Origin of the sequence: Candidatus Nitrosotalea bavarica, assembly GCF_900167955.1 — an archaeon.
Lineage (GTDB): Archaea > Thermoproteota > Nitrososphaeria > Nitrososphaerales > Nitrosopumilaceae > Nitrosotalea > Nitrosotalea bavarica.
In genome coordinates this window covers 113,014-134,120 of the sequence record NZ_FUYK01000001.1, presented here as the reverse complement: position 1 = coordinate 134,120, position 21,107 = coordinate 113,014, and the positions used below count along the sequence as shown (strand labels likewise).

At 35.7% G+C, this 21,107-nt stretch carries 31 protein-coding genes and 1 tRNA gene; 16 read left to right on the top strand and 16 right to left on the bottom strand.

The window, feature by feature from the left end; translation table 11 throughout:
- Positions 1-164: 164 nt before the first annotated feature.
- Positions 165-425 carry a winged helix-turn-helix domain-containing protein gene (locus tag C0Q33_RS00745; RefSeq protein ID WP_101476732.1) on the bottom strand — a complete coding sequence of 87 codons (261 nt, stop codon included), beginning with the start codon at positions 423-425 and terminating at the stop codon, positions 165-167.
- A gap of 144 nt (positions 426-569) precedes the next feature.
- On the opposite strand from C0Q33_RS00745, the gene C0Q33_RS00740 reads away from it, so the two are divergent.
- Complete coding sequence (locus tag C0Q33_RS00740) at positions 570-1,127, top strand: YkgJ family cysteine cluster protein (RefSeq protein WP_101476680.1); 558 nt, start codon at positions 570-572, stop codon at positions 1,125-1,127.
- Here C0Q33_RS00740 and C0Q33_RS09130 read toward each other — a convergent pair.
- The 4 genes from C0Q33_RS09130 to C0Q33_RS00725 form a co-directional block, all read right to left on the bottom strand.
- Entirely contained in the window at positions 1,119-1,283 is a 165-nt protein-coding gene (locus tag C0Q33_RS09130; protein ID WP_165776398.1) for a hypothetical protein, read from the bottom strand. The genes C0Q33_RS00740 and C0Q33_RS09130 overlap by 9 nt on opposite strands.
- 162 nt (positions 1,284-1,445) lie before the next feature.
- The gene (locus C0Q33_RS00735) at positions 1,446-3,197 is read right to left on the bottom strand and encodes an AIPR family protein (RefSeq protein ID WP_101476679.1); all 1,752 of its coding nucleotides are present in this window, start codon (positions 3,195-3,197) and stop codon (positions 1,446-1,448) included.
- Between the two features lie 60 nt (positions 3,198-3,257).
- Positions 3,258-3,329 (bottom strand) — tRNA-Cys (locus C0Q33_RS00730).
- A 41-nt stretch (positions 3,330-3,370) separates the two neighbouring features.
- On the bottom strand, positions 3,371-3,589 hold the full coding sequence (locus tag C0Q33_RS00725) for a histone family protein (RefSeq protein ID WP_101476678.1): 219 nt from the start codon (positions 3,587-3,589) through the stop codon (positions 3,371-3,373).
- A 101-nt stretch (positions 3,590-3,690) separates the two neighbouring features.
- On the opposite strand from C0Q33_RS00725, the gene C0Q33_RS00720 reads away from it, so the two are divergent.
- Genes C0Q33_RS00720 through cgi121 form a run of 3 tightly spaced genes read left to right on the top strand, consistent with a single transcriptional unit; the run spans position 3,691 to position 5,562 of the window.
- Complete coding sequence (locus C0Q33_RS00720; RefSeq protein WP_101476677.1) at positions 3,691-4,446, top strand: TatD family hydrolase; 756 nt, start codon at positions 3,691-3,693, stop codon at positions 4,444-4,446.
- A gap of 31 nt (positions 4,447-4,477) precedes the next feature.
- Positions 4,478-4,738, top strand: a complete 261-nt coding sequence (locus tag C0Q33_RS00715) for a hypothetical protein (protein ID WP_101476676.1) — start codon at positions 4,478-4,480, stop codon at positions 4,736-4,738.
- Positions 4,739-4,782: 44 nt separating this feature from the next.
- Positions 4,783-5,562 (top strand): KEOPS complex subunit Cgi121, encoded by a 780-nt coding sequence (gene cgi121, locus C0Q33_RS00710; RefSeq protein ID WP_101476675.1) that lies wholly within the window; start codon positions 4,783-4,785, stop codon positions 5,560-5,562.
- Here cgi121 and C0Q33_RS00705 read toward each other — a convergent pair.
- The 5 genes from C0Q33_RS00705 to C0Q33_RS00685 all read right to left on the bottom strand — a co-directional run bounded on the left by C0Q33_RS00705 (position 5,551) and on the right by C0Q33_RS00685 (position 8,171).
- Positions 5,551-6,066: a THUMP domain-containing protein gene (locus C0Q33_RS00705; RefSeq protein WP_133120959.1), complete on the bottom strand. Its 516-nt coding sequence runs from the start codon at positions 6,064-6,066 to the stop codon at positions 5,551-5,553. The two genes, cgi121 and C0Q33_RS00705, sit on opposite strands and share 12 nt — an antisense overlap.
- A 2-nt stretch (positions 6,067-6,068) precedes the next feature.
- On the bottom strand, positions 6,069-6,659 hold the full coding sequence (locus tag C0Q33_RS00700) for an L-threonylcarbamoyladenylate synthase (protein WP_101476731.1): 591 nt from the start codon (positions 6,657-6,659) through the stop codon (positions 6,069-6,071).
- Positions 6,660-7,004: 345 nt separating this feature from the next.
- Positions 7,005-7,295: a winged helix-turn-helix domain-containing protein gene (locus C0Q33_RS00695; protein WP_449384862.1), complete on the bottom strand. Its 291-nt coding sequence runs from the start codon at positions 7,293-7,295 to the stop codon at positions 7,005-7,007.
- Positions 7,279-7,914 (bottom strand): hypothetical protein, encoded by a 636-nt coding sequence (locus C0Q33_RS00690; protein ID WP_101476672.1) that lies wholly within the window; start codon positions 7,912-7,914, stop codon positions 7,279-7,281. Before C0Q33_RS00690 ends, C0Q33_RS00695 begins: the two co-directional genes overlap by 17 nt.
- 50 nt (positions 7,915-7,964) lie before the next feature.
- Entirely contained in the window at positions 7,965-8,171 is a 207-nt protein-coding gene (locus C0Q33_RS00685; RefSeq protein ID WP_101476671.1) for a hypothetical protein, read from the bottom strand.
- A 138-nt stretch (positions 8,172-8,309) separates the two neighbouring features.
- Here C0Q33_RS00685 and C0Q33_RS00680 point away from each other — a divergent pair, with 138 nt between their 5' ends.
- Positions 8,310-8,585 (top strand): Fe(2+)-trafficking protein, encoded by a 276-nt coding sequence (locus C0Q33_RS00680; protein ID WP_101476670.1) that lies wholly within the window; start codon positions 8,310-8,312, stop codon positions 8,583-8,585.
- Here C0Q33_RS00680 and C0Q33_RS00675 read toward each other — a convergent pair.
- Positions 8,582-9,043, bottom strand: a complete 462-nt coding sequence (locus C0Q33_RS00675; protein ID WP_101476669.1) for a hypothetical protein — start codon at positions 9,041-9,043, stop codon at positions 8,582-8,584. The genes C0Q33_RS00680 and C0Q33_RS00675 overlap by 4 nt on opposite strands.
- 78 nt (positions 9,044-9,121) lie before the next feature.
- Here C0Q33_RS00675 and C0Q33_RS00670 point away from each other — a divergent pair, with 78 nt between their 5' ends.
- Genes C0Q33_RS00670 through pyrF form a run of 3 tightly spaced genes read left to right on the top strand, consistent with a single transcriptional unit; the run spans position 9,122 to position 11,581 of the window.
- Entirely contained in the window at positions 9,122-10,123 is a 1,002-nt protein-coding gene (locus C0Q33_RS00670) for an adenylosuccinate synthetase (protein WP_101476668.1), read from the top strand.
- 55 nt (positions 10,124-10,178) lie between these two features.
- Positions 10,179-10,835 carry a hypothetical protein gene (locus tag C0Q33_RS00665; RefSeq protein ID WP_101476730.1) on the top strand — a complete coding sequence of 219 codons (657 nt, stop codon included), beginning with the start codon at positions 10,179-10,181 and terminating at the stop codon, positions 10,833-10,835.
- Positions 10,832-11,581 (top strand): orotidine-5'-phosphate decarboxylase, encoded by a 750-nt coding sequence (gene pyrF / locus C0Q33_RS00660; RefSeq protein ID WP_101476667.1) that lies wholly within the window; start codon positions 10,832-10,834, stop codon positions 11,579-11,581. The genes C0Q33_RS00665 and pyrF overlap by 4 nt, the downstream gene beginning before the upstream one ends.
- On the opposite strand, the gene C0Q33_RS00655 is transcribed toward pyrF, so the two are convergent.
- From C0Q33_RS00655 to C0Q33_RS00640, 4 genes are all read right to left on the bottom strand, one after another.
- Positions 11,564-11,980 carry a bis(5'-nucleosyl)-tetraphosphatase gene (locus C0Q33_RS00655; RefSeq protein ID WP_101476666.1) on the bottom strand — a complete coding sequence of 139 codons (417 nt, stop codon included), beginning with the start codon at positions 11,978-11,980 and terminating at the stop codon, positions 11,564-11,566. The two genes, pyrF and C0Q33_RS00655, sit on opposite strands and share 18 nt — an antisense overlap.
- A 37-nt stretch (positions 11,981-12,017) precedes the next feature.
- The gene (uppS, locus tag C0Q33_RS00650; RefSeq protein ID WP_101476729.1) at positions 12,018-12,719 is read right to left on the bottom strand and encodes a polyprenyl diphosphate synthase; all 702 of its coding nucleotides are present in this window, start codon (positions 12,717-12,719) and stop codon (positions 12,018-12,020) included.
- Positions 12,720-12,796: 77 nt separating this feature from the next.
- Positions 12,797-13,942 (bottom strand): DUF373 family protein, encoded by a 1,146-nt coding sequence (locus C0Q33_RS00645; protein ID WP_101476665.1) that lies wholly within the window; start codon positions 13,940-13,942, stop codon positions 12,797-12,799.
- A gap of 98 nt (positions 13,943-14,040) precedes the next feature.
- Positions 14,041-14,541, bottom strand: a complete 501-nt coding sequence (locus C0Q33_RS00640; RefSeq protein ID WP_101476664.1) for a hypothetical protein — start codon at positions 14,539-14,541, stop codon at positions 14,041-14,043.
- A 254-nt stretch (positions 14,542-14,795) separates the two neighbouring features.
- Here C0Q33_RS00640 and C0Q33_RS09470 point away from each other — a divergent pair, with 254 nt between their 5' ends.
- The 8 genes from C0Q33_RS09470 (at position 14,796) to C0Q33_RS00605 (ending at position 20,574) form a co-directional block, all read left to right on the top strand.
- Positions 14,796-14,939, top strand: coding sequence for a DUF5679 domain-containing protein (locus C0Q33_RS09470; RefSeq protein ID WP_245867264.1), 144 nt, complete (start codon positions 14,796-14,798; stop codon positions 14,937-14,939).
- Positions 14,940-15,000: 61 nt separating this feature from the next.
- Complete coding sequence (locus C0Q33_RS00635; protein WP_101476663.1) at positions 15,001-15,423, top strand: translation initiation factor IF-2 subunit beta; 423 nt, start codon at positions 15,001-15,003, stop codon at positions 15,421-15,423.
- Positions 15,424-15,720, top strand: a complete 297-nt coding sequence (locus C0Q33_RS00630) for a DUF424 domain-containing protein (protein ID WP_101476662.1) — start codon at positions 15,424-15,426, stop codon at positions 15,718-15,720. It abuts the gene before it with no gap.
- A 47-nt stretch (positions 15,721-15,767) separates the two neighbouring features.
- Complete coding sequence (eif1A, locus tag C0Q33_RS00625) at positions 15,768-16,079, top strand: translation initiation factor eIF-1A (protein WP_101476661.1); 312 nt, start codon at positions 15,768-15,770, stop codon at positions 16,077-16,079.
- Between the two features lie 60 nt (positions 16,080-16,139).
- Positions 16,140-17,099 carry a serine protein kinase RIO gene (locus tag C0Q33_RS00620; protein WP_245867263.1) on the top strand — a complete coding sequence of 320 codons (960 nt, stop codon included), beginning with the start codon at positions 16,140-16,142 and terminating at the stop codon, positions 17,097-17,099.
- Positions 17,096-17,668 (top strand): KH domain-containing protein, encoded by a 573-nt coding sequence (locus tag C0Q33_RS00615; protein WP_101476660.1) that lies wholly within the window; start codon positions 17,096-17,098, stop codon positions 17,666-17,668. The genes C0Q33_RS00620 and C0Q33_RS00615 overlap by 4 nt, the downstream gene beginning before the upstream one ends.
- Entirely contained in the window at positions 17,661-19,493 is a 1,833-nt protein-coding gene (locus tag C0Q33_RS00610) for a DNA topoisomerase VI subunit B (RefSeq protein ID WP_394336906.1), read from the top strand. Before C0Q33_RS00615 ends, C0Q33_RS00610 begins: the two co-directional genes overlap by 8 nt.
- Entirely contained in the window at positions 19,477-20,574 is a 1,098-nt protein-coding gene (locus C0Q33_RS00605; protein WP_177996782.1) for a DNA topoisomerase IV subunit A, read from the top strand. Before C0Q33_RS00610 ends, C0Q33_RS00605 begins: the two co-directional genes overlap by 17 nt.
- Here the strand turns inward: C0Q33_RS00605 and C0Q33_RS00600 are convergent.
- The gene (locus C0Q33_RS00600) at positions 20,560-20,940 is read right to left on the bottom strand and encodes an Hsp20/alpha crystallin family protein (RefSeq protein ID WP_245867262.1); all 381 of its coding nucleotides are present in this window, start codon (positions 20,938-20,940) and stop codon (positions 20,560-20,562) included. The genes C0Q33_RS00605 and C0Q33_RS00600 overlap by 15 nt on opposite strands.
- Between the last annotated feature and the right edge of the window lie 167 nt (positions 20,941-21,107).

Here is a 21,107-nt window from a genome sequence, read left to right as displayed (position 1 = left end):
CTAATTTTTTTATCTAAAAATTATTGTTCATTTCATTTTAAGATCTTTTTTGATAATTTTAGATCGCATACAATTTTAAAATAATTCTAAAAAAAGTCTCGAAAATTTCAACCAAATATTGTATATGTGATTTTTAAAATTAAAATAATAAAAAGTAAAGAGGCTTAAAGATCTAAGCCAAAAGAGTCTGCAAGACTCTGGAATCTTTCATATGTCTGCAGATATTGCTTACCTTTTGATGTTATGACAAATGTATTCTTTCCGTCGAATTCTATCTTGTTGATTAGACCTGCACCGGTTAGGTTGTCTACGAATTTGGATAGTCTTGAATGTGATAAATTGGCCCTTGTTAGAAGTGATGTTACGTTAATTCCGCTCATACCGCTTTCTTCTGTTACAGTAAGCAAATCTCTTACTATCTGCATGCTTGTTCTATATGCTACCATTGTTAGAAATTATAAGATTTGGTGATATAAGGGTATTACTATTTATCCTCTTTGTAAACCTTATAGGGCTGGATTTTTCTGCGATAAAAGGAAATTTATCCCTTTTTTGATAGTATGATATAATTGGATTTTTCATGTATAGAGGACTGTTCCAAGTGTTGTATTGAAAGAGAGTATTATCCAACAAAGAAATTTGGCAAGGTGGGTGTTCTTATCTTACCGGATGAGAAAAAAAAGATCGAGTTACTGGCAGAAAAAAATGGCATCAAGGTTACAATCCTGCCCAGAATAGGCATATCTGAAAAGTCTGATGGGCCTGATACCATACTTGCATATCAGATGATGGGTAAAGATCCCAATGGTAATACATGTCCCTTTCTGGATATGAAATCTAGTAAAAGATCACCACATGGTGGATATACTTGTAAAATCTATGATTCCCGTCCACTCGCGTGCAGGACATATCCTGTAATAGAATCTACTCCACTTACTCTAGATTCCAAGTGTAAATTTTGTGAAATCTGTAATACTCCTACTGGAAATGTAGATTCTGAACTGGAATCATTAATTCAAATAAAAGACAAGATGAAAACTGATGCACCTTACATCTGGCGTTATGCAACAGGTATGGGAGAATTGCAAGATAAAGATCTGATTGAAAACGGTTGGTTTCTAGTCTGATTTACCTACTCTTTCATGAGTACCTGGATAGTGTTCTCCGATTTTTTTAGAATAACACTTGCTGCACAAATTACCCTTTATGTTCCATGATTGCATTGGAACGTAAACATGATCAAAAGGACCGCTACATAATGCACAATGTCCGACCTCTTTCATGTCGATCTTTGTCGCCCGACTTCGTTATAAAAATCATGATTGTAAATAGTATGTTAAATACTAGCATATTCTAGAATAAAATAGCGGTAGGATGGCTGGCCAATGTGGACCTCCTGCAAGAGAACCTATCGGTCAACCGTTCTGCCGCATTGATTTAAAATTCTAAAAAAGATCTTGGACTACTTTTTGGATGCTTGCAATCTCTTCTTCTTCTTGTTTTATCTTCTTCTCTATGACACGAACCATGGAATCCTGCCAAACATGGTGAGAGAAGAAATTGTGGTAGGTATTTGCAGCAGTCATTTCATCATCTACTACGGTGTCTTCTAGGAACTTTGTCACGACGGTATCTGTCAATTTTAGGATACGTTGATTTAGTTTAACACTCTTGAATATTGGCTCTAGCTTGGATATGTCTTCTTTAAAGTCATCCTTTGAGAGTAGAATCTTTTCATGGAGGATCTTAAAGTATACTGCAACAAAAAACAATGTTGCATACCTCTTTGTCTTATGACCTCCTTTCTTTCCATAATTTAATGACTTTTTTGCATATTCTTTGATAAAATATGGATAAAGAAGCAGTCTAAAATCGTCCTTTAATTTCTCATTGAATACCTCGTCATATTTACTGCCTCTAGGTAAAAATTGTGCAGGCGAACTATATGCCTCAGTAGGTCGTTGTTCTGTTCCTGCAACAAAGGCCTGTATGGCATCCTTTGCTACTATGACTTTTTTGTGATTATCTGGCAGATATTTGTTGTAAATGGTATCACCAACAAACTCACTTTGATGTGATTTTGTCTTGGTATCAAATGAGCCTCCTTGAATTTCATAAAAATAATGTATGTTTTCCATTTGTGACTTTATTGATTTATGAAAATCCATTAACGATACTAGATCTTTTCCTCTTACTGCATTCTGAGAGTTTCTATACTTTGTTATGTTATTTTGATCAAGTTCATCTGCAGCTTTTATGATTGTGACAGTTATACTTCCATCCAAATTATGAGTCCGTCTTGCATGATCCAATACAGAATTTGACGTCTGTGCTCCGTTTACTATTTGAGGTGAGTGTAACACTATGGAATTATCTTCCAATTCCTCAAAATCGCTTACCACTATGGTTATTCCATTGTTGTAATAGAAAAATTTGTGAGGCACTTCCTGTAAAGTTTCTCTTAATCCTTTGTTTACTGTCGTCTTGAACTGCATCCATTGTCTAATGTTTGATTCAAAAACATAGTCCTTGTTCTTTGTAACAAAATTAGTAAGTTCTCTTAATTTTAAAATACCTAAAAGTGTATTTTGATATCTTAATTTAGTTTCAAGTTTGATGGATGCCTTTTTGCCAGCAGCTGGTTTTTTTATTCTATCCCAAAGTTTTCTAACTATGACATCTACATCATAAATTTCAACAGACTCAAAATTCTCATCCTCTACCTTCTGGTCTGTAACATAGATGCACTCTATCTTGAGATTTTTTTCCTGAATCTTTGTGACAAGATGTGCAAGCTCTGGACGCATTTTTGCAATATCTTTACCTTGTAATCTTTTGACATCTTCTCTGAATTTTACTATGGCTTCAATGGAATGAGATGTTCCATACTTTGACTGGAATAGATAGATCTTGTCTTCTGAAAAATCTACTGGCAGATACGCATCTATTCCTAGATCATTTGCACCATCAATTATTGCATCAGTTGCATCATCTTCAGTTGCCTCAAAGACTCTGGTAAGTACCCACTGCAAAAAATTATGACCCTTCTCAACCTCATTTTGTGCACTTTCAGCATATTCTTTTATGCTATCTTTGACATTTTGTACAAAACCATCTAACGGTTGACCGCCGGTATTCTGATATGAAATAGGTTTTGCGCCTGGGATGTATTCTAGTAGATTATTACTTTCTGCCAAATTCACTCTGTATACAAACTGCCCTATTTAGAAAAGCGGGTTATTATGATATAATAAAAAAGGTGAGGAAGGGATTTGAACCCCTATAGATTCGCTTTGCAGGCGAACGCATAGCCACTCTGCCACCTCACCGCGATCAAAATGGCTTTATTTGAACAATTAAATCTTTTAGATTAGAATTTTGAAAATTGCTTTGCTGCAAGTCTAATGTCTTCTGATTTTATCGTCTTCCTACCTGCATGTACTGACATCTCTACTGCATTTTTTGCAATCGAACCACCAATCTCTTCTAGTATTCTTCTAAGTTCGTTGGCTGATTCATCACTTACTCTTTCTGCACCTGCTTTTTTCAAAATCCTATACATTACAGAAAGGCCAAATTCTGTTGTCATACAATAAATCCAAAAACCTCTGATAAAAGACTTTGAGTGGAAAAAAACTATGCGGGGATCGATTTATACACACTATTTTGTGCTCAAATAAGTGACTAACCATGACCTGGCTGACTGATGCTCATATTCATCTATCAGACCCTGAGTACTTGGCTGACTTGGAGTACATACTTGTAGCCATGGATAGATTGAAGATCAAAGCATGTTGTGTTTCTATGGATAATACAACCTCAAAATCTACACTTGAACTAAGTAAACGCAGTCCTCTGGTTTTACCATTTATTGGAATTCATCCTGAAAAGGCAGATGATGATCTAAATGCAATGGTAGAGTTGATTGGGAATAATTCAAATAAAATATCTGGTATCGGAGAGATTGGTCTTGACAAAACGTATGTTTCAGACGAAGCAGGATTTTCAAGACAAGTATTAGTATTCCAAGAGATGCTCTCACTTGCAGAAAAATTAGGAAAACCTATATCTGTTCATTCTAGAAAAACTCTGGATGAGATATTTTCTATACTTCCATCTTATTCGATCAAAGGTGTTTTACTTCATTGGTTTTCTGGCAGCAAAAAGCAATTACAAAAAGCAATGGAACTGGACTACTTTGTATCATATGGACCTGCGATGGTTTATTCTCAAGACAAGCAAGTTCTTCTTGCACTGACCGACTTGGATAAAATACTGCTTGAGACTGATGGACCTGTGAGGTTCTCAAGATGCTTTGGTCTGAAAACCGCACAAATAACATTTCTACCTAGTGTGCTTTTTTGTGCAGCTGGGATATTGAACAAATCATATGATGAAATGCATCTAATTGCAGAAAAGAATGCTAGTTCATACCTCGGTGTATAGGTATAAAAAACCCCTTTAGGCAATCAAGTCAGTGAACAGAATCAGAAAAATTTCCCTGGAATTGATGACTACTTATAAAGGAAAATTTGACAAAGATTTTGCACACAACAAACAGGTTCTAAATGAAGTTGCAATTGTAAGATCTAAAGGTCTCAAGAACGAAATTGCTGGTTACATTTCTACATATATCAAACGAGAACTTGAGGCGAAACAAGAAAAAGAATCTGAAGCAGTTGCTCACAACGAACCAGTTGATGAGACTGAAGAGATTGAAGAGCAGATACTCAACTAGGTTTTTACAAAAATCCCATATACGCCAGTCCTTCTTTTGGTAATATGCTAACTGTCAAGTTACTGGGAGGAGCAAGAAAGTCATTTTCATCTGATAAACTTGAGATTGAAAGTGACCTTATGACAATATCTGATCTACTAGACCATCTTGAAAAATCTACTCCTAGCAATCTACCACACCTTGATCCTAACAATATCCTTGTTGCAGTAAATGGCATTGATTCATCTGCATTGCAAGGAAAAGAGACTTTACTAAAAGGTGGAGATGTCATTAGTATAATTCCGTTAGTTCATGGTGGAAGATCAAAGAGGATCCAATTTGGTCTGATGAAAAATATTATAGAGTTAGTCCGACTCAAAAAAACTGCAGAAGATCCAATTACATTTATCGAGTCACTTAGAGAGCGATATCCAAATCTTGTCATCCAGGGAATTGGGGCGTCATATGTCTTGAATGTAGAACATGTACAAAAGACAGTTGCTATTTCTTTATCTGCTCAAAAGGCAGGCACCTTACTTTCTAATAAAATTGAGACTGATATTCTAATGAGATTTGCATGTACTAGGCAAATTAGTGATGCAATCTCTAAAGTAGGTGTAAAAAAGAACACCGATTCTATATTGATAATAATTGGGAAAAAATCACTGATTGAAAAACTCTACAATCACATTAAAGATCTTTTGCAAGACAATGTATTTTCAAAAGATAATTCCAAATTGATAAAAAAAGAATTTAGAATAACAAAAAAGCAACTTGATTGTGTGTTTTCTAAAACGCCCTTGGAAGATTTACTTGCAGAAAAGTCTGCAACACTATTCCATTGAATCTCGTTTGAGCTTTAACGTACTGACAATATCCTCTTCTTTTAGTATTGAAATGCCTGTTATCCCACCCATGATCTGAATCATGACATTCCAGTCATAGGACTCTAGAGACACCTTGTTTGGAATTATTCCTGCAACTGAATCTATTAGCTCCTTTGAGGAAATATCTGAGCCTCTTTTTTCAATTGTAATTCTGTATGCATCTGTATCTTTCATTATTTTTATTTGGTTTCTCACACTTTCTACTATGTTTTCAAGACTAGACGAAGTGGATTGTCTAATTGGAATGAATCTGTGACAATACCTCATTCTCCATGGTTCATCAAGGGTTATTTTTTTTATCTCTGCTATGACAACAAATGGATCGATTATAGTGTCAACCCAAACTATTCCTGAGAAACTTGACTTGCCTATTCTTGGAGATGTATCTCCAAGTTCCTTAATAATTTCTGCAATTTCATCACACGCTTCCTCCTCCATGTGTCTACTACAGGTTGTAATCAAATTCAAACTAAAGACTCCGATTTTATTTTACCTTCTCTTACTATTTTTAACTCATTACCTTCGAACTGTACTATTGTAGATTCTCCCGAATTGACAATTTTTCCTCCATCTAACAATATATCATAGCCTGAGAATTTGCTTGCTATCTCACTTGAATCGTTAAATGAGGACTGGCCAGAAAAATTTGCGCTAGTTCCTACCAGTAATTTGCATTCTTTTAAAAGAGCAAGCACGCATGGATGATTTGGAACTCTGACTGCAATCTTACCTTGAAGACCCAATGACTCTTCAATTTTCTTGTCCTTGACTTTTAGAATTAATGTAAGGGAACCAGGCCAGAATTTATCTGAGATTTTTTCTGAATTTTCGTCAAAATACGCTATATCTTTTATCTCTTTTTTTGAATATGCAAGAACGGGAAGCTGTTTTGTTTTATCCCTACCTTTGATATTGTATATTTTGTTAATTGCATCCTGATTGTATGGATCGCATCCTACTCCATAAACTGTATCCGTAGGAAATACCACAACTCCTCCTTTTTTTATGGCATCATGTGCAGCTTTAATTCCACTTTCATTGCAAGGAAGAATCATATTTCTTTGGGTGTTTAATAGTAAATTATCTCTTCTTATGAAAATGATATAAGTTGGAATGCATATTATATCTGATGGACGAAGTATCACAATGCCAATGTCCTCCTGGTGGAGAAACATATGAAGACGAAGATGGGATGCAAATCTGCATTTCATGTGGCGGTTGGGTAGCGTAAAATCAACCAGTTGAGGTAGCAATAGTAATGTTAGTACTGTGCAAGTCTTTTATAGGAAAATATTTTCTGTGAGTGATATGGCCGAGAATTACGAGAATGACTTTGAAGATGCCTTTGAGGACGACGATGTAGAAGATGAAACTGAAGAGATAGTAGACGAAGGGGAAAGTTAAATTCTTAATCCAAATGAATCGGCAAACTCTCTGAATCCACGATATGCCTGAAGAAACTCTCTACCTCTGTTGCTTATTCTATATTTGCAGGCCCTGTCAGAATTACTCTGTTCCAAAAGTCCTTGTGAAACAAGTGTATCTAAAATTTTTGAAAGTCTAGCATATGAAATATTTGCTTTTCGTATAAGGTAAGTTATACTAGCACCTGATTCATCTGGAACTTCATCTCTTGCTGTGGAGAGAATGTCTCCAATTATACTCATATGAGTTCTATATGTTATTGCCAAATCTTGCTCCTCTCAGTGGAACCTGGGAAATTGGAACGAAAAGTGCTCCCAATCCTACTATCTTTGTTGAAACTGAAATGAAATACAAAACTGATTTTGGAAATACAATAGAATACCAACCCAAAAATTCGCCTAATGCTAGCAACCCAAGGCCTGCGGCTACGAAAATAGTACTCCTCTTTCTATTTTCCATGTATGACAATATTGTTTCAATTGTCCCATATACCAATAGGATAAAAGAAATTGACCTTATAATGTGCTCAATTGAATTACCTGGAATAATGAAAAGAGGCATTGCAATTGATTTGAAATATCTTGATTTTGGGAAAAATGATTTTATTCCATGAGAGAACGCTATGAAAAAATATCCTATAGTCTGAATCCCTAGTCCCAGAGTCTGAATCCAAGTGTCTAGTTTGGCATAACCCAAGACAAGAGACTCGATGAGAAAACCAAATCCTACAACTCCAAATCCTATGCTGATTGAAAAGAATGAGATGCTTAATCTAAAGAGAGTGGGACTACCAGTATTTTTGAATCCGATATATGCAAAAATACCCAAGACCAGTCCTACTACAAAGCCCAATAGATTTAGGGCAGACTCGAGAACAAATTCCAATTAGGTATGTTGCCTTATGAAATTACATAAGGCTTGTAGTGGATTTTTTTCTACCATTCATCAAGAGTTCCGGATGTAGTACCTTTGGTATCTGATGTATAATCTCCCAAAACATCCGAGTATCTTGCGTCCTTGTAAGCAATAAATTTGATATATTCACCATATGACATGTCAAGAGAACAATGTGAACACTTGACGTATGTGAAATCATCTCCCAATTCGGCAATTTTATCACACTTGGGACATTTTATTTTCATGTTCTATATTGTCGCCAAGACCTATTATCTCTTCTCAAGATAACAGGAAAATACTCTCTTGATAAAATTAGAACAATTAACGTACTCTATACCAATGGTCTCTTAAAGAATTAAATTGCTATGATTCGGTGTCTTACTATGGTAAAAATATGTACCAAATGTAAAACAGAAATTCCAGATGGCGTCGAACTTGATCCTTTTGCTTCCGCGTATCCTTGCTGCAACAAATGTTGGGAAGAATGGAGGCAGTACCGAATCATGGTTATGAATGAAATGAAATTAGACATGTCAATGGCTGATCATAGAAAGGTAGTTAAAAAATACGAAAAAGTATTCGTTGGTGTTATGACTCCTGAGGGAGATGTAATAAATTTCGCTGATGAAAATAAGAGAAAACCAGACAGTCCGCTTTAGATGCCGATTTCCTTTTTTGCGCTCTCTGGAATTATCATGTTTATTTTTTTCCTGTCCTTCTCATCAAACGATCTGACTATCTCCTTAAGGGTTGCTGAAAGTACGGTTCTTTGTTCGGCGGGTAGTGACATGAAGATCTCAAAAATTCCATCCAGGTTAAAGGCAATTAGTTTTTCTGGATGATTTGTTATCTCATTGATATAATTAGAAAACATGATTGTTCTCTGTTCTTCGGACAAGCTACAGAGAATTTCAAGCCATGTCTTAAACAAGGTAGAAAATTTGTCAAATTGTATTGTGGGCCCGGCTTGTAACGCGTTATTTATGATCTCTTTCTTGTCCTCTTGATTCATGGTGAAAAACTCTGATAATCTCTTTTTTAATATCGGCTTTCTTAGAAACTCTGGAAGTCCTGCTAAATTTACTATGATGTTTCCAGCATGATTTGGAGAAGACATGTCAGTTTGTGACTGGATCGATTCTAAAATCCTATTGATAAGATTTGGCTTAAATATCTCCGGTTGTGCTCTCCCTGTATGCCTTCTACAGTTATCGTTGGTGGTTTTTATGGCGATGAGGGAAAAGGAAAGATCGTTTCATATCTTGCAATAAAAGACAATCCTACTGTAGCTGTTCGGGGTGGAGTGGGACCTAATGCAGGCCATACAATTGAACATGCAAATAAAAAATACAAAGTTAGAATGTTACCAAGTGCATTTTTGAATCCTAACACAAGATTACTAGTTGGTCCTGGAGTAGTAGTAAGTCCAGAAGTGCTTTTAAAAGAGATTGAAGAATTTAGCACTCAAGATAGAACTTTTGTAGATTTTCAATGTGGGATAATTGAAGAATCACACAGAACAACAGATTCTGGTGGTAGATTAAAACAGTCTATTGGTAGTACTGGGACTGGTACGGGACCTGCTAATGCAGATAGAGCAATGCGTACGCTCAAACTTGCAAAAGATATTGAATCTCTTACTCTGTATCTTGACGATGTTCCTAACCAAGTAAATTTTGCACTAGACAGAAAAGAAAATGTAATTGTGGAAGGAACACAAGGAACCTATCTTTCATTATGGCACGGAACATATCCATTTGTTACATCAAAGGATGTTACAGCATCCGCAATATGCGCTGATGTTGGAATTGGACCCAAAAGTGTTGATGAAGTACTTGTTGTTTTCAAAGCATTTGTCACTAGAGTTGGAGAAGGTCCTTTAAAAAATGAGATTTCTCCGGAAGAGGCAGTAGCAAAAGGATGGCAAGAAGTGGGAACAGTTACTGGAAGACAAAGACGAGCGGCTGAATTTGATTTTGATCTTGCAAAGAGATCAATTATGCTTAACAGCGCATCTCAACTTGGAATTACAAAACTTGATGTAGTCTTTCCTGAATGTGCACACATGCAATCATTTTCAGACCTGAGTTCCCCTGCTAAATATTTTATTAAAAATATTGAAGACCAGCTCAAAGTACCTGTTACATTGATTGGTACTGGACCAGATGTATACGATATAATTGACAGAAGACAATAAAGAAAAGAGAATCACAAACGACTACTTTTAATGTGGATGATTTTTGAGAAATCCTATGGCAAAACTTCCGTTTTACATCGAAGTCACAGATATGACTGAATTCTCAAGAATGGTTTGTGCATTAGAACGAGTTCCACGTACTGCCTTTTCCTTTGAACTTGACGGAAAAAATATAATCTCAGTACAGATGGATCTTCTAAAAGAAAGATCTGTTAATTTCTATGTCCAAACTGACAAAAAGGGTCATTATCTTTCATATGGATTCAAGGCAGGAAAAGAGGACTATGATATGGTAAATACTATATCAAATCCAATGTACCTCTATTCTCCAATTGTTCGAGTCAAATCACTTCCTGAAACTCTAAAACCCGAAACAGCGTCACTTCCCGAAGTTGTATACGAATCAATAGAACTTGAAGATCTTACAAGTTTGATTAAACTAAGTTATGGATTTGAAGAATCACCGTTTCCACTCTTTGCTTTTCCAGATGGAACTAATTGGTATGTTGGAGTTTTCATGAATTTTAACGAGTCTGACGAGACTTCGTATTTTTGTCATGTTAAACTTGATTACGAACCTACGAAACCATTTTTGAAATATTCTAGCAAAGATGGCATAGAGCCATCTTTTGTTAATACGGTAAATGACCATGGATACTCGTACCTTAAAGTGATAAAACTCAAAGGTAAGCATCCTCTAGTCAAGCTATGAGTAATTTCAGAAAAAGAATGAAGGATTCTTCTTTGAGAAGTTCCATAATATTAGCAAATGATCTTGATGATAAAAATATTGAACTACTTGAGAAAAAAACTATGAAAAATATCAAAACACTGGGAAAATATCTCTGTGCTATAAAATTTAATTTTCATCTATTGTTACCACTTGGTGAGAAAAATATAAAAAAAATAAATAAAGTTGCACACGATTTTGGATTACAAACAATAGCTGACATAAAACTAAATGACATTGGAAATACTAATCTGATAACTTTACAAAGACTATGGCAAAGTGGATTTGATGCAGTAATTGTAAATCCAATTATGGGACCTGAAAATTTATCCGAAGTTGTAAAAAATGCCCATAATAACAATCGAGGTGTCATAACTCTAGTACACATGAGTCATCCGGGAGCAAAATTGGGATATGGCCTAAGAGCCCAAGATCCAAGTACTAAAAAAATGTTAACCCTTCATGAACTTTTCTTAAAATGGTCATATTCTTTACATGTTGACGGCATTGTTGTTGGAGCAACTGTTCCAAAACTCATAGAATCATCAAGCAAAAAAGTAAAAGGAAGATTTGAGATTTATTCACCTGGGGTTGGAACTCAAGGAGGCAATCCAAATAATGCCTTGAATGCAGGTGCAAATTATTTAATTGTAGGAAGAACAATCCTTAATTCAAAAAATCCTCAACTTGAAGCACTAAAACTTCAAGAGCTAACTCTCAAATCCTAAATCTTTGACTTTTTTGAATAATTTTTGAGCCGTCTTGTAAGTCAATTTCTTGAGAGCATCATTGAAGTTTAACCATATGTAATCGCGATGTTCATGTGATAATACCACATCGTTTGTTTTTGTACTTGCCAAAAAAAAGACAACTTCCTTGTGTATTACTTCGCCATCTCGCTGATAATGATACTCTACCTTATCTTCAAATCCATCAATAAAATCAATATCCGTAATTCCTGTTTCTTCTCTTACCTCTCGGAGAACAGTTTGCCTAAAAGTCTCACCTTTCTCAATATTTCCTTTGACAAAATCCCAATGACCTGAAGGATAATTCAAAAGCAAATACATCTTGCCAGATGGAGATTCTTGGTAAAGAATTGTACCTGCTGATCTTTCTTCCAACATTTACAAAATGAGTTCTAATGTCCAGTATTTCTCTTTTCTATTTTCCTAGCCTACGACCTCTCTTTTGAAAGGTCCTTATTGCTCGCATAAGGTCGATTTTCCTAAATTCTGGCCAATAAATGTCCATAAAAACAAGCTCACTATAGGCACTTTGCCAAAGTAAAAAACCACTTAATCGCTTCTCACCAGATGTCCTCAATATCATATCAGGTGATGATTGAGGTAGGTGCGAAGTATACAAACTGGATTCTATTACATCCTTGTCTATTTGATTTACATCTAAAGAGCCATCTTTGATTCTTGATCCTATCTTTTTGATTGCATCCACAAGTTCATTTTGTCCGCCATAAGCTATTGCTATATTCAAGTAATGATTGTCATAGTCTTTTGTATCCTCTTCTAGTTTATTGAGAATGTCTCTTAGAAAGTCTGGCAACAACTCTATACTGCCGATGGCCTTTACCTTCATGCGATTCTTGTGTATTCTGGGATCGTTGTATAACTTGAGTAGTCGTTCATTGATCAAATCATAGAGATAATCCAATTCTTCATCTTGTCTACTGAGATTTTCTGATGATAGCACATACAATGTAATTATTTTGATATTTAGTTCCTCACACCAGTCTAGCAATTTTTCTACAGCGTCTGCTCCTCTAAAGTGGCCCTCTAACTTCATGATCAAATTACGTTTTGCCCATCTTCTATTCCCATCAAGAATTATGGCAATGTGATTTGGCATCTCTCCACTATGGATGTCCTTTTCTAATTTCTTAGAGTATAGGCTGTACAAACCACCTAAATTGAGAACCTTATCTTTTATTCTGATAGTGCTTCACCACCCTTCTTTTTTCTATATTTGTGGAAGAGTAGAGATGCAGATATCAGTATTACTGCAAGACCTAGTAACAATGGAGGAATTAGAGTAAATGGACTCTCTCCTTTTATCATAATTGTAGTAAACTGGGAAACAATTGGATAGAGTGTAACTAGAACTATCAACCTTAGAATATCTGTAATTGATCTAATACTTCCCTTAAACCAACTACTTAGCAGTGAACCTCCAAAGATGCATCCTATTCCCATCCAAAGAAATGGCAACATTCCAGAAATAAAGAGACCAGTTGTTTGTTGATTTAAAACTAATTTCAATATGCTATCAGGTTTTGCAGTAATACCGGGTATGACAGAACTAAGACCAGATGTAAACGATGCAAGAATCATAACAATTCCTGCCACTAGCGTAAAAGTTCGTATGAATCCACCAGGTGTTGGTTTATTCCAATTGGTCCAAGCTCTGTCTATGTCAAAAGCTCTGATTAGAAATGCTCCGCCAAGAATGCTGACTAGAACTGCAAATATTTGCGTAGTTAGCCCAAGAACAGTTCCTATTCCACCGATTAGTAAAAGCATTCCAGGAACACCTAGAAAGAATTTTGAATATTTTGAATCAAAAGCAATAGCTTTGAGATATCTTCCTAATACTGCATACGAGTATTCCACCGTTCTACTTACTCGCATTACCACTCTCTTTACAGAAACTATTGGTAATACATTTTGAATTATTGGTATGACACTTTCATCATCTTCACCATCAGATACTATGACAGCTCCATTTGCTGCAAATTTTGTTGCCAGGGTCTTTACTTGAGAAATAATTTTCTCATCTCCTTGGACTCCTTTATTCTGGGTACCTGCAACTATTGCAACTTCGGCTTGGTATCCCTTACTTATCAAATCTTCAAATGTTTTAACAGCTGCAAAAATTGAATTCGAATCGGCATCTTCTGGATCTTCTAATGCAAGTCTTTGAGCTGCATCTATGCATGCATTGCGTCCAATTACTGGAGTAACAACACCTGCTTTAACTCCAATATCATCATCTCTATCAACACAAATCACTAATAGCCTACTAGTCTTTGTCTCCGTTGTTTCATTTTGTATACTATCTTCTTTTACTGACATGGTATAGACGAAAATCGCATTTCCTATTAATTAATGTAGTTTCTATATAGTTTTACAAATGCTTTAAGAAATTCAACTCAAATTTTGATCTCTTGATTCTATCCAGGTCGAGTCTGGTCAGACTTGGTTGCTAGTGCATCTGATTCTTTCTTGAGAGCATCTAACTTTGACATCTCATCATTTAGATCACTTGTTGATATTCCATTTTTTATCTTGTTTGCAAGTGATATTGTCTCAGAAAGATAATCATTGTACTTTTTGAGGGATTCAAAATAGGCTCCATAGCTTTGCTGCCATTCCGTGGGAGCGTTGCTTTCCACTAGTTCACTTATCAATGAGGTAACCTGAGAGGACGATATCTGGGTTTGATTGATAAATTCATCTGGAGACATACTCTTGTCTGATAATCCTTTGAGGTTGGAATCTATTGCAGTAGTAATGAGCAAATGCCTCTCTTTTACACTGTCCAACTCGCTTTTGAAATCTGAGACAACAACAGAAGAACTATGATTTTGCGGGAGAATCCATACTACAAAACTTGCACCTGAAATGACTGCCAACATTACTATGGTGATGATGATGCCTTTCTTGGATGCCATTCAAGTGAGTCTCTTAGGGCGCTTTTAAAAGCATAACTACATTCAACAATTTGATTATTCTAATGGCTGATTTGTTAATTTCATGCAGTTGGATCATTTCCTCATAAGAAATATGACAAAAATATACATTTTTATGAAAATTCTAGATCTATGATCTGAATTAGGTCATGTAAAAATTTAACTCCATCTAGGCGTATAGTGAAATAATTTTTACTGAATCTTGCTATATACCACTTCATTCGTAAGATGTTGAAATGACTCAAGCATACTGCGTAAAATGCAGAAAAAAAGTCGACATCACAAATCCAAAGGAAGTTAAGCTAAAGAACGGACGACCTGCGGTAAAGGGCACTTGCCCTAAATGTAGTACTAATGTATTCCGCATAGGAAAGCCTTAGTACAATATTCTTCTTTTTCTAGAGTAAATCAATATAGGTAGCGATTCTATAACTGATCTAGTTGACAAAGGCAGAATATGAAAAATTATTGAAGGGGATACAAGATAAAGTATCTCAGATTCAAGCAGGTTCTACATCCAGATTTGAACTTCCTAAAGTGGATATAATGTGGCAGGGAAACAGAACATTTTTCAGAAACTTTTCAGAATTTCCAAAAATATTGCGAAGAGATCCTGAGAAGCTTCTCCAGTATTTATCAAAGGAATTTGCAACTCCGGCACAATTTGGAGGTGACAAGGCAGTATTTGTAGGGAAGAAAGACCCTCATGAATTTACAATTCGTTTGAATAGATATCTTAAGGAATATGTAGAATGTCCAACCTGTAAGAGTCCTGATACTAGGGTTGAAAAGGAGCATAGGGTAACTTCTCTCAAATGTGAAGCCTGCGGAGCCAAATCTCCTCTAAAGGGTCAATATGCGTAAATGAATTTTGCAGTGAGAGTAGTGAATCAGCAAAGAAATAGGATGTTGAATATGTGTGATGCCGAATTAGTTGGCAGAACACTCAAACAATCTGATTTTGAGGTAAAAATCTCAAAGAGCTACTATGGAGACCGAGTGGTTGATGAAAAAGAAGCAGAATCTCTTCTAAGAAGTTCTTCAATAATTAACATGGCTGGTAGAAAAACAGTTGATCTTTCAATAAAGATTGGAGTGGGAACAGCAAAAGGTGTAAAAGAAATTGAAGGAATTCCATTTCTTATTATTTTCAAATTTTGAAAATACAACGAATATATACATACTGAACACTCTGTTGTCTGAGAATTTTGGGTAAGCGAAAAGTACTAAACGAAAGTGAGTTAAAAGAAATGTATTTGCCTGGAGAAGGCGAGCTGTTAGGTAGAGTTGTAAAACTTTTGGGCAGTGATCACATACTGGTTAGATGTACAGATGATAAGACCAGAATGGGACGAATCAGAGGAAAACTAAAAAGAAAAATTTGGATTAGAGATAATGATGTTGTAACAATTGCCCCCTGGGATTTTAGAGCAGAGGATCGTGGTGATATTACTTGGAGATATACCCTCTCACAAGTTGATATACTAAAACAAAAAGGACTCTTGCCGCAAGATTTCTGATAGTAATAGATTTTACAAAGTTTGTTTTACAATTAATGTTGTCTATAGGAGTAAAATAAAATGAATAAAGAATCTATAGATGAATTTGATGATGAAGTGATTGAGGATGAAAATGACCTACAGATTGCAGAAGAAAGTGATCTAGACTCACCAGAAATAACAAGTGAAGTTGAAGAAAGTGATCTAGATTCACCAGAAACAACAAGTGATGTCGAAGAAGATTCCAGCACTGAAGATTCTGATTTAGGACTACAAGACAAATTGGCAAGAAAAATGAATCTTAAACTTGCTGGTAAGGCAAGAGGAAGAAAAACAGAGAAGGACATATTTGACAAAGACAAAGTGCTCGAGGCAGTCTTTGACAAGTCTACTGTGATGACCCTCTCACGGCTGATCAACAATGGCATTATCTCTTATGTCAATGGTGCAGTAGGTGCGGGAAAAGAGTCTCAGCTATACTGGGCAGTTGACCCATTTGGCAATGATCTTGCTGTAAAAATTTATCTCGTTACAACATCGAACTTTAAAAAGCGATATCCTTACCTTATTGGAGATCCAAGGTTTACTAGAATAAAAAGCGGTACTAGATCTCTTGTAGAGTTGTGGGCTAGAAAAGAATTCCGTAATCTGAGTAAGGCCTTTAATTGTGAAATCCCATGTCCTGAACCAATAACCGTGGTAAAAAATATTCTAGTAATGAAATTTGTAGGAACTGGCGGTGTTCCATCTAAGACATTGGTTGAATCAGAAGTAGACTATACTGATTATGAAAAAACAATAACAATTATTTCTGATCTCTATAAAAAAGCCGAACTTGTTCACGCAGATCTTTCAGAGTATAATCTTTTCAAAACAAAAGAAGGACCAGTAGTTTTTGATTTTGGCTCTGCGGTAGATATAAGACATCCTAAAACCAAAGAATTTCTTGAAAGAGATATTAGTAATATTACTAAATTCTTTGTTAAGAGAGGACTAACGGTGGACAATCCAATTGATGTGTTTAAGAGGGTTACAAGATGATCTTTGAGAAAATTATACTGATCCCAGTTGATCGAGTTGGGGTGTTGATTGGTAAATCTGGAAAGGTAAAAGCTAAGATAGAAAAAATTTGTTCTGTTTCATTATCAATCGATGGTCAAACAGGCGAGACAGTCATAAAGGGAGTGGGGGATGTTGAAAATATAATGCCATTTAAGGCCGAAGAAATTGTAATGGCTATAGGTCGTGGCTTCTCTGCAGAAAATGCATTACGTCTTATTCAAGAAGAGACTTCATTACATGTTATGGACTTGCGTCAATTTGTTGGAAAATCTCCGGCTCAAATTGAGAGAATAAAGAGTAGAATAATAGGAGAAAGTGGACGAGTTAGAAAAAATATAGAGGATCTAAGTGGTGCAAAAGTATCTGTTTATGGTAGAACCGTTGCCTTGATTGGGGATGGAACTCAACTAAAATCTGCTGTTAATGCAATAACATCTATTTCCAGTGGTAGTACTCATGGTAAAGTTTACAATGATCTTCAAGAATCAAGGAGGAGACAAAAACTAGAGAGACTTCAACTTTGGGAAGGAGGAAATATCCTTGAGTAAAGAAGTCTTCAGCCAAATATCTCCAAGTGAATTCTTTTATAGAAATAGAGATCTTGCGGGATTTAGTAATCCAACTAGATCACTTTACACATCTGTTAGAGAATTTGTAGAAAATGCACTTGATGCATGTGATCAAAAGAAGATCCTTCCAGACATTCATCTTTCAATAAAAGCAGTAGATGCAGAAAAACCAGATCCAAAACATTATGTCTTGACTGTAAAAGATAACGGGCCAGGTATTGATCCTGAACACATTCCTCTTGCTTTTGGTACTGTTCTTTATGGTTCTAAATTTGGTCTCAAGCAAGCTAGAGGTATGTTTGGTCTTGGTGCTACAATGGCTATTCTTTATGGTCAGATTACTACAAACAAACCAGTTACTGTGAAGAGCTGCTCAGATGGTAAAACACTTGACGAGTTTGTAATGTTACTTGACATTCAGAAAAACAAACCTGTAATTCTAAAACATACAACAAAAGAAGGTTCAAAGACAGGTCTTGCAGTGAGTATTGTTCTTGAAGGAGATTATTCAAAAGCAGGATCCAAAGTACGCGATTATGTATATCAGACTTCGCTGATTACCCCCTACGCATCAATAACATTTGAAGATCCAAGTGGTGAAAAATTCCATTATCCAAGAATTGTAAAAGATATGCCTCATCCACCGACAGTCATCAAACCTCATCCGCACGGTATTGATGTTGAGACTATAAGAAGAATGATCACAGATACGCATTATCAGATTCCAACCATTGACAACAAGATGATTGATAAAGTCAAAAAAGAATTAGGTCTAAAGAAAAACCTCTCTCACAAAGAGATTTTAGAAAAAGCACAAAAGCGTTGGTCTGATATCTCAAAACCTGTAAGAACTGTGATTTCGGTCATGTCTTTTCTAAATATTGATTTTGAAGGATTGAAAAAAATCAGAATCGATGATATTGATATTGCTAATAAGACTATAACATACTGGGACTTTGGCGAGTCTCAAACACATGCAATAGAATTGGACCCAGAGAGTCCATATTACAAACAACTTGCAAGTACCGTTCAGGGTGATACACTCCTCACCTTTTTGACCAAGCGATTCCAAAGGGTTGGACCCACTACCGCAGAAAAGTTCTGTGATTTTGCCAAATTCAAGCCAGATAAAAGAATAGGCAGTATGACAAATGAGGAGTTGGTAAAACTAGCTGACGCACTCCAAAAATTTGAAGAATTCCTTGCTCCAGATCCCAGTTGCTTGGCCCCTTTAGGGGAGGAACCTCTTTCTAAAGGAATAATGAAGTTTTTCAATCCCGAGTTTGCAGCTGTCTGGCAACGTAACGCATCAGCATATTCTGGATTTCCATTTGTTGTAGAAATGGGCATTGCCTATGGAGGTGATATTCCACCATCTGGTCTCAAAGTTTATCGTTTTGCTAATCGTATACCGCTTCTATATGATGAAGGAAGTGATGTAGTCCTCAAAATAGTAAATGAGACTGAGTGGAGTAGATACAAAATAAAAGGAGATCCTCCTCTTGTGATTGTATCTCATATTTGCTCTACAAGAATTCCGTACAAGACAGTAGGAAAAGAAAATGTGGCAGATAGACCTGAGCTTGAAAGGGAATTAAAAAATGCGTTACAATATCTTGCAAGAAAATTGGCTGTTCATATGTCTAGAAAAGGAGCAGATGATATGGCAAAAAAGAGGGCGAATCTTTACTCAAAATATGTACCACTAATTGCACAATTTGCAACTGAACTTGCTGGTAAGAAAAAAGAACCAAATTATAATCAACTGATAAGGATGGGAAGTGAGATTGAAGAACAAGTCTAGTGCAAAGACAGCTGAAGAAAGGAAGAAAAGATTACTATCTTTATTGGAGCAACAAGGTATTAGCATATATGATAATCTTGACAAAGGAAGATTTCCACAATTTGTAATTCCTAGTAGATCAGTAAGCAATATTGTTTATGACAAAAAAATAAGACAATACATTTTGGGTAGTGCAAGTGCTGTACGTAGTTCTAGAAACATGTCACAGTTACGTTCCTATACACAGCTTGCTTGGCTTGCTTTCTTTGTCAATAGATTAGTTCGAGAAGGAAAATCATCTACATTAAGAGACATTTATTATTCTTCACAGGCGTTTAGTATTGATTTTGAGGATCAGCCAGAATCTGATAATATCATAGTAGACTTGGAAGCAGTTCTCACAAGCCCTCGTGAAGAATTTCACATATTTCCTGAAGAAAGAAGTAGTGTCTTTGGAGACTTGACAATTGAATATACTGTTCCAGGCTACGAAGGGAAAAGAATGAATCTCTCGGATCATCCTGACGGATATTTGATAGGTCCAAGTTTGAGCAGTGCAGAACTTGTTGATACTAGTGCAGAACTTGTTATTGCCATAGAAAAGGGTGGTCTTTTCACAAGATTTGTTGAAGAAAAAGTTCATAAAAAATTTAAAGCTATAATTGTTGATACAGCAGGCCAAGCTCCTAGGTCAACAAGAAATCTCTTGAGACGATTAAACACAGAAATGGGATTACCTGTAGTTATTCTAGCAGACGGTGATGTGTATGGAGAACATATTGCAATGGTGATAAAATCTGGCTCTGCAAATGCAGCTCATTTAAGAGAATTGACCGTACCAGACGCAAAATGGTTAGGTGTTTGGGCAACTGATATTGAAAAATACAAGCTACCAACAATCCCTATGACAGAATCTGACATAAAGAGAATTTATGATCTTCAAAAAGATCCTAGATATCAAGAAGGAAATTGGAAAACACAACTAGAGGTATTTCTCAAGATAAAAAGAAAGGCAGAACTTGAAGCATTCTCAAAGTACGGTCTTACTAATATTACAGACAAGTATCTGCCAGCAAAACTAGAAGAATCAAAGAGTTTCTAATTTTCTAATTTTTAAAGTAAGAACACCGTTTCTGTATTTGAAGTCATGAATTCCCATGTCTGGTGTTGTTTCAATTGGGACCTCTTTTGAAAAGTGTCCAGATCCGCGTACGTATAAAATTCCATCAATTAGTCTGACAGTTACCTGATCCTCTGGACCTGGTACCTCTGCTACAAATATTATTTCTTTTTCACCTTTTATTAGATCATATACCCAATTTTTCGTATCTGCTTCTTTTGGTGTATATTGTGGAACGTTCTCAGTTGTCATCTTCTTTAATACTCTTACCCAATAAATCATAATTGCAGCCGCTATTCCAATTAATATGAAACTGACATATCCTTCCGAAGATCTTATTGAGAGCATGTATACCACACCCAAAAATAGTAAAACCATTAGGGGAATTATAAAATCAAATGACTTGTCATTAGAGTATCTGCTCTTGTAGCTTGCCAAAGATATTCTATTTCATTCAAGCATAATCCAAATATAAACACTCGTAGAATTTTGACTCAAATTGGATGAGAACGTTT

Coding starts and splice junctions, on each gene's coding strand:
- C0Q33_RS00645 (WP_101476665.1), bottom strand. CDS start 13,942: ATGTCAGTAAAAGAAGATAGTATACAAAATGAAACAACGGAGACAAAG.
- C0Q33_RS00620 (WP_245867263.1), top strand. CDS start 16,140: ATGAATAAAGAATCTATAGATGAATTTGATGATGAAGTGATTGAGGAT.
- C0Q33_RS00745 (WP_101476732.1), bottom strand. CDS start 425: ATGCAGATAGTAAGAGATTTGCTTACTGTAACAGAAGAAAGCGGTATG.
- C0Q33_RS00640 (WP_101476664.1), bottom strand. CDS start 14,541: ATGGCATCCAAGAAAGGCATCATCATCACCATAGTAATGTTGGCAGTC.
- C0Q33_RS09470 (WP_245867264.1), top strand. CDS start 14,796: ATGACTCAAGCATACTGCGTAAAATGCAGAAAAAAAGTCGACATCACA.
- C0Q33_RS09130 (WP_165776398.1), bottom strand. CDS start 1,283: ATGAAAGAGGTCGGACATTGTGCATTATGTAGCGGTCCTTTTGATCAT.
- C0Q33_RS00630 (WP_101476662.1), top strand. CDS start 15,424: ATGAATTTTGCAGTGAGAGTAGTGAATCAGCAAAGAAATAGGATGTTG.
- C0Q33_RS00670 (WP_101476668.1), top strand. CDS start 9,122: ATGCCTTCTACAGTTATCGTTGGTGGTTTTTATGGCGATGAGGGAAAA.
- C0Q33_RS00675 (WP_101476669.1), bottom strand. CDS start 9,043: ATGTCTTCTCCAAATCATGCTGGAAACATCATAGTAAATTTAGCAGGA.
- pyrF (WP_101476667.1), top strand. CDS start 10,832: ATGAGTAATTTCAGAAAAAGAATGAAGGATTCTTCTTTGAGAAGTTCC.
- C0Q33_RS00720 (WP_101476677.1), top strand. CDS start 3,691: ATGACCTGGCTGACTGATGCTCATATTCATCTATCAGACCCTGAGTAC.
- uppS (WP_101476729.1), bottom strand. CDS start 12,719: ATGCCAAATCACATTGCCATAATTCTTGATGGGAATAGAAGATGGGCA.
- C0Q33_RS00615 (WP_101476660.1), top strand. CDS start 17,096: ATGATCTTTGAGAAAATTATACTGATCCCAGTTGATCGAGTTGGGGTG.
- cgi121 (WP_101476675.1), top strand. CDS start 4,783: ATGCTAACTGTCAAGTTACTGGGAGGAGCAAGAAAGTCATTTTCATCT.
- C0Q33_RS00600 (WP_245867262.1), bottom strand. CDS start 20,940: ATGCTCTCAATAAGATCTTCGGAAGGATATGTCAGTTTCATATTAATT.
- C0Q33_RS00665 (WP_101476730.1), top strand. CDS start 10,179: ATGGCAAAACTTCCGTTTTACATCGAAGTCACAGATATGACTGAATTC.
- C0Q33_RS00700 (WP_101476731.1), bottom strand. CDS start 6,659: ATGATTCTTCCTTGCAATGAAAGTGGAATTAAAGCTGCACATGATGCC.
- C0Q33_RS00655 (WP_101476666.1), bottom strand. CDS start 11,980: ATGTTGGAAGAAAGATCAGCAGGTACAATTCTTTACCAAGAATCTCCA.
- C0Q33_RS00725 (WP_101476678.1), bottom strand. CDS start 3,589: ATGACAACAGAATTTGGCCTTTCTGTAATGTATAGGATTTTGAAAAAA.
- C0Q33_RS00685 (WP_101476671.1), bottom strand. CDS start 8,171: ATGAAAATAAAATGTCCCAAGTGTGATAAAATTGCCGAATTGGGAGAT.
- C0Q33_RS00680 (WP_101476670.1), top strand. CDS start 8,310: ATGGTAAAAATATGTACCAAATGTAAAACAGAAATTCCAGATGGCGTC.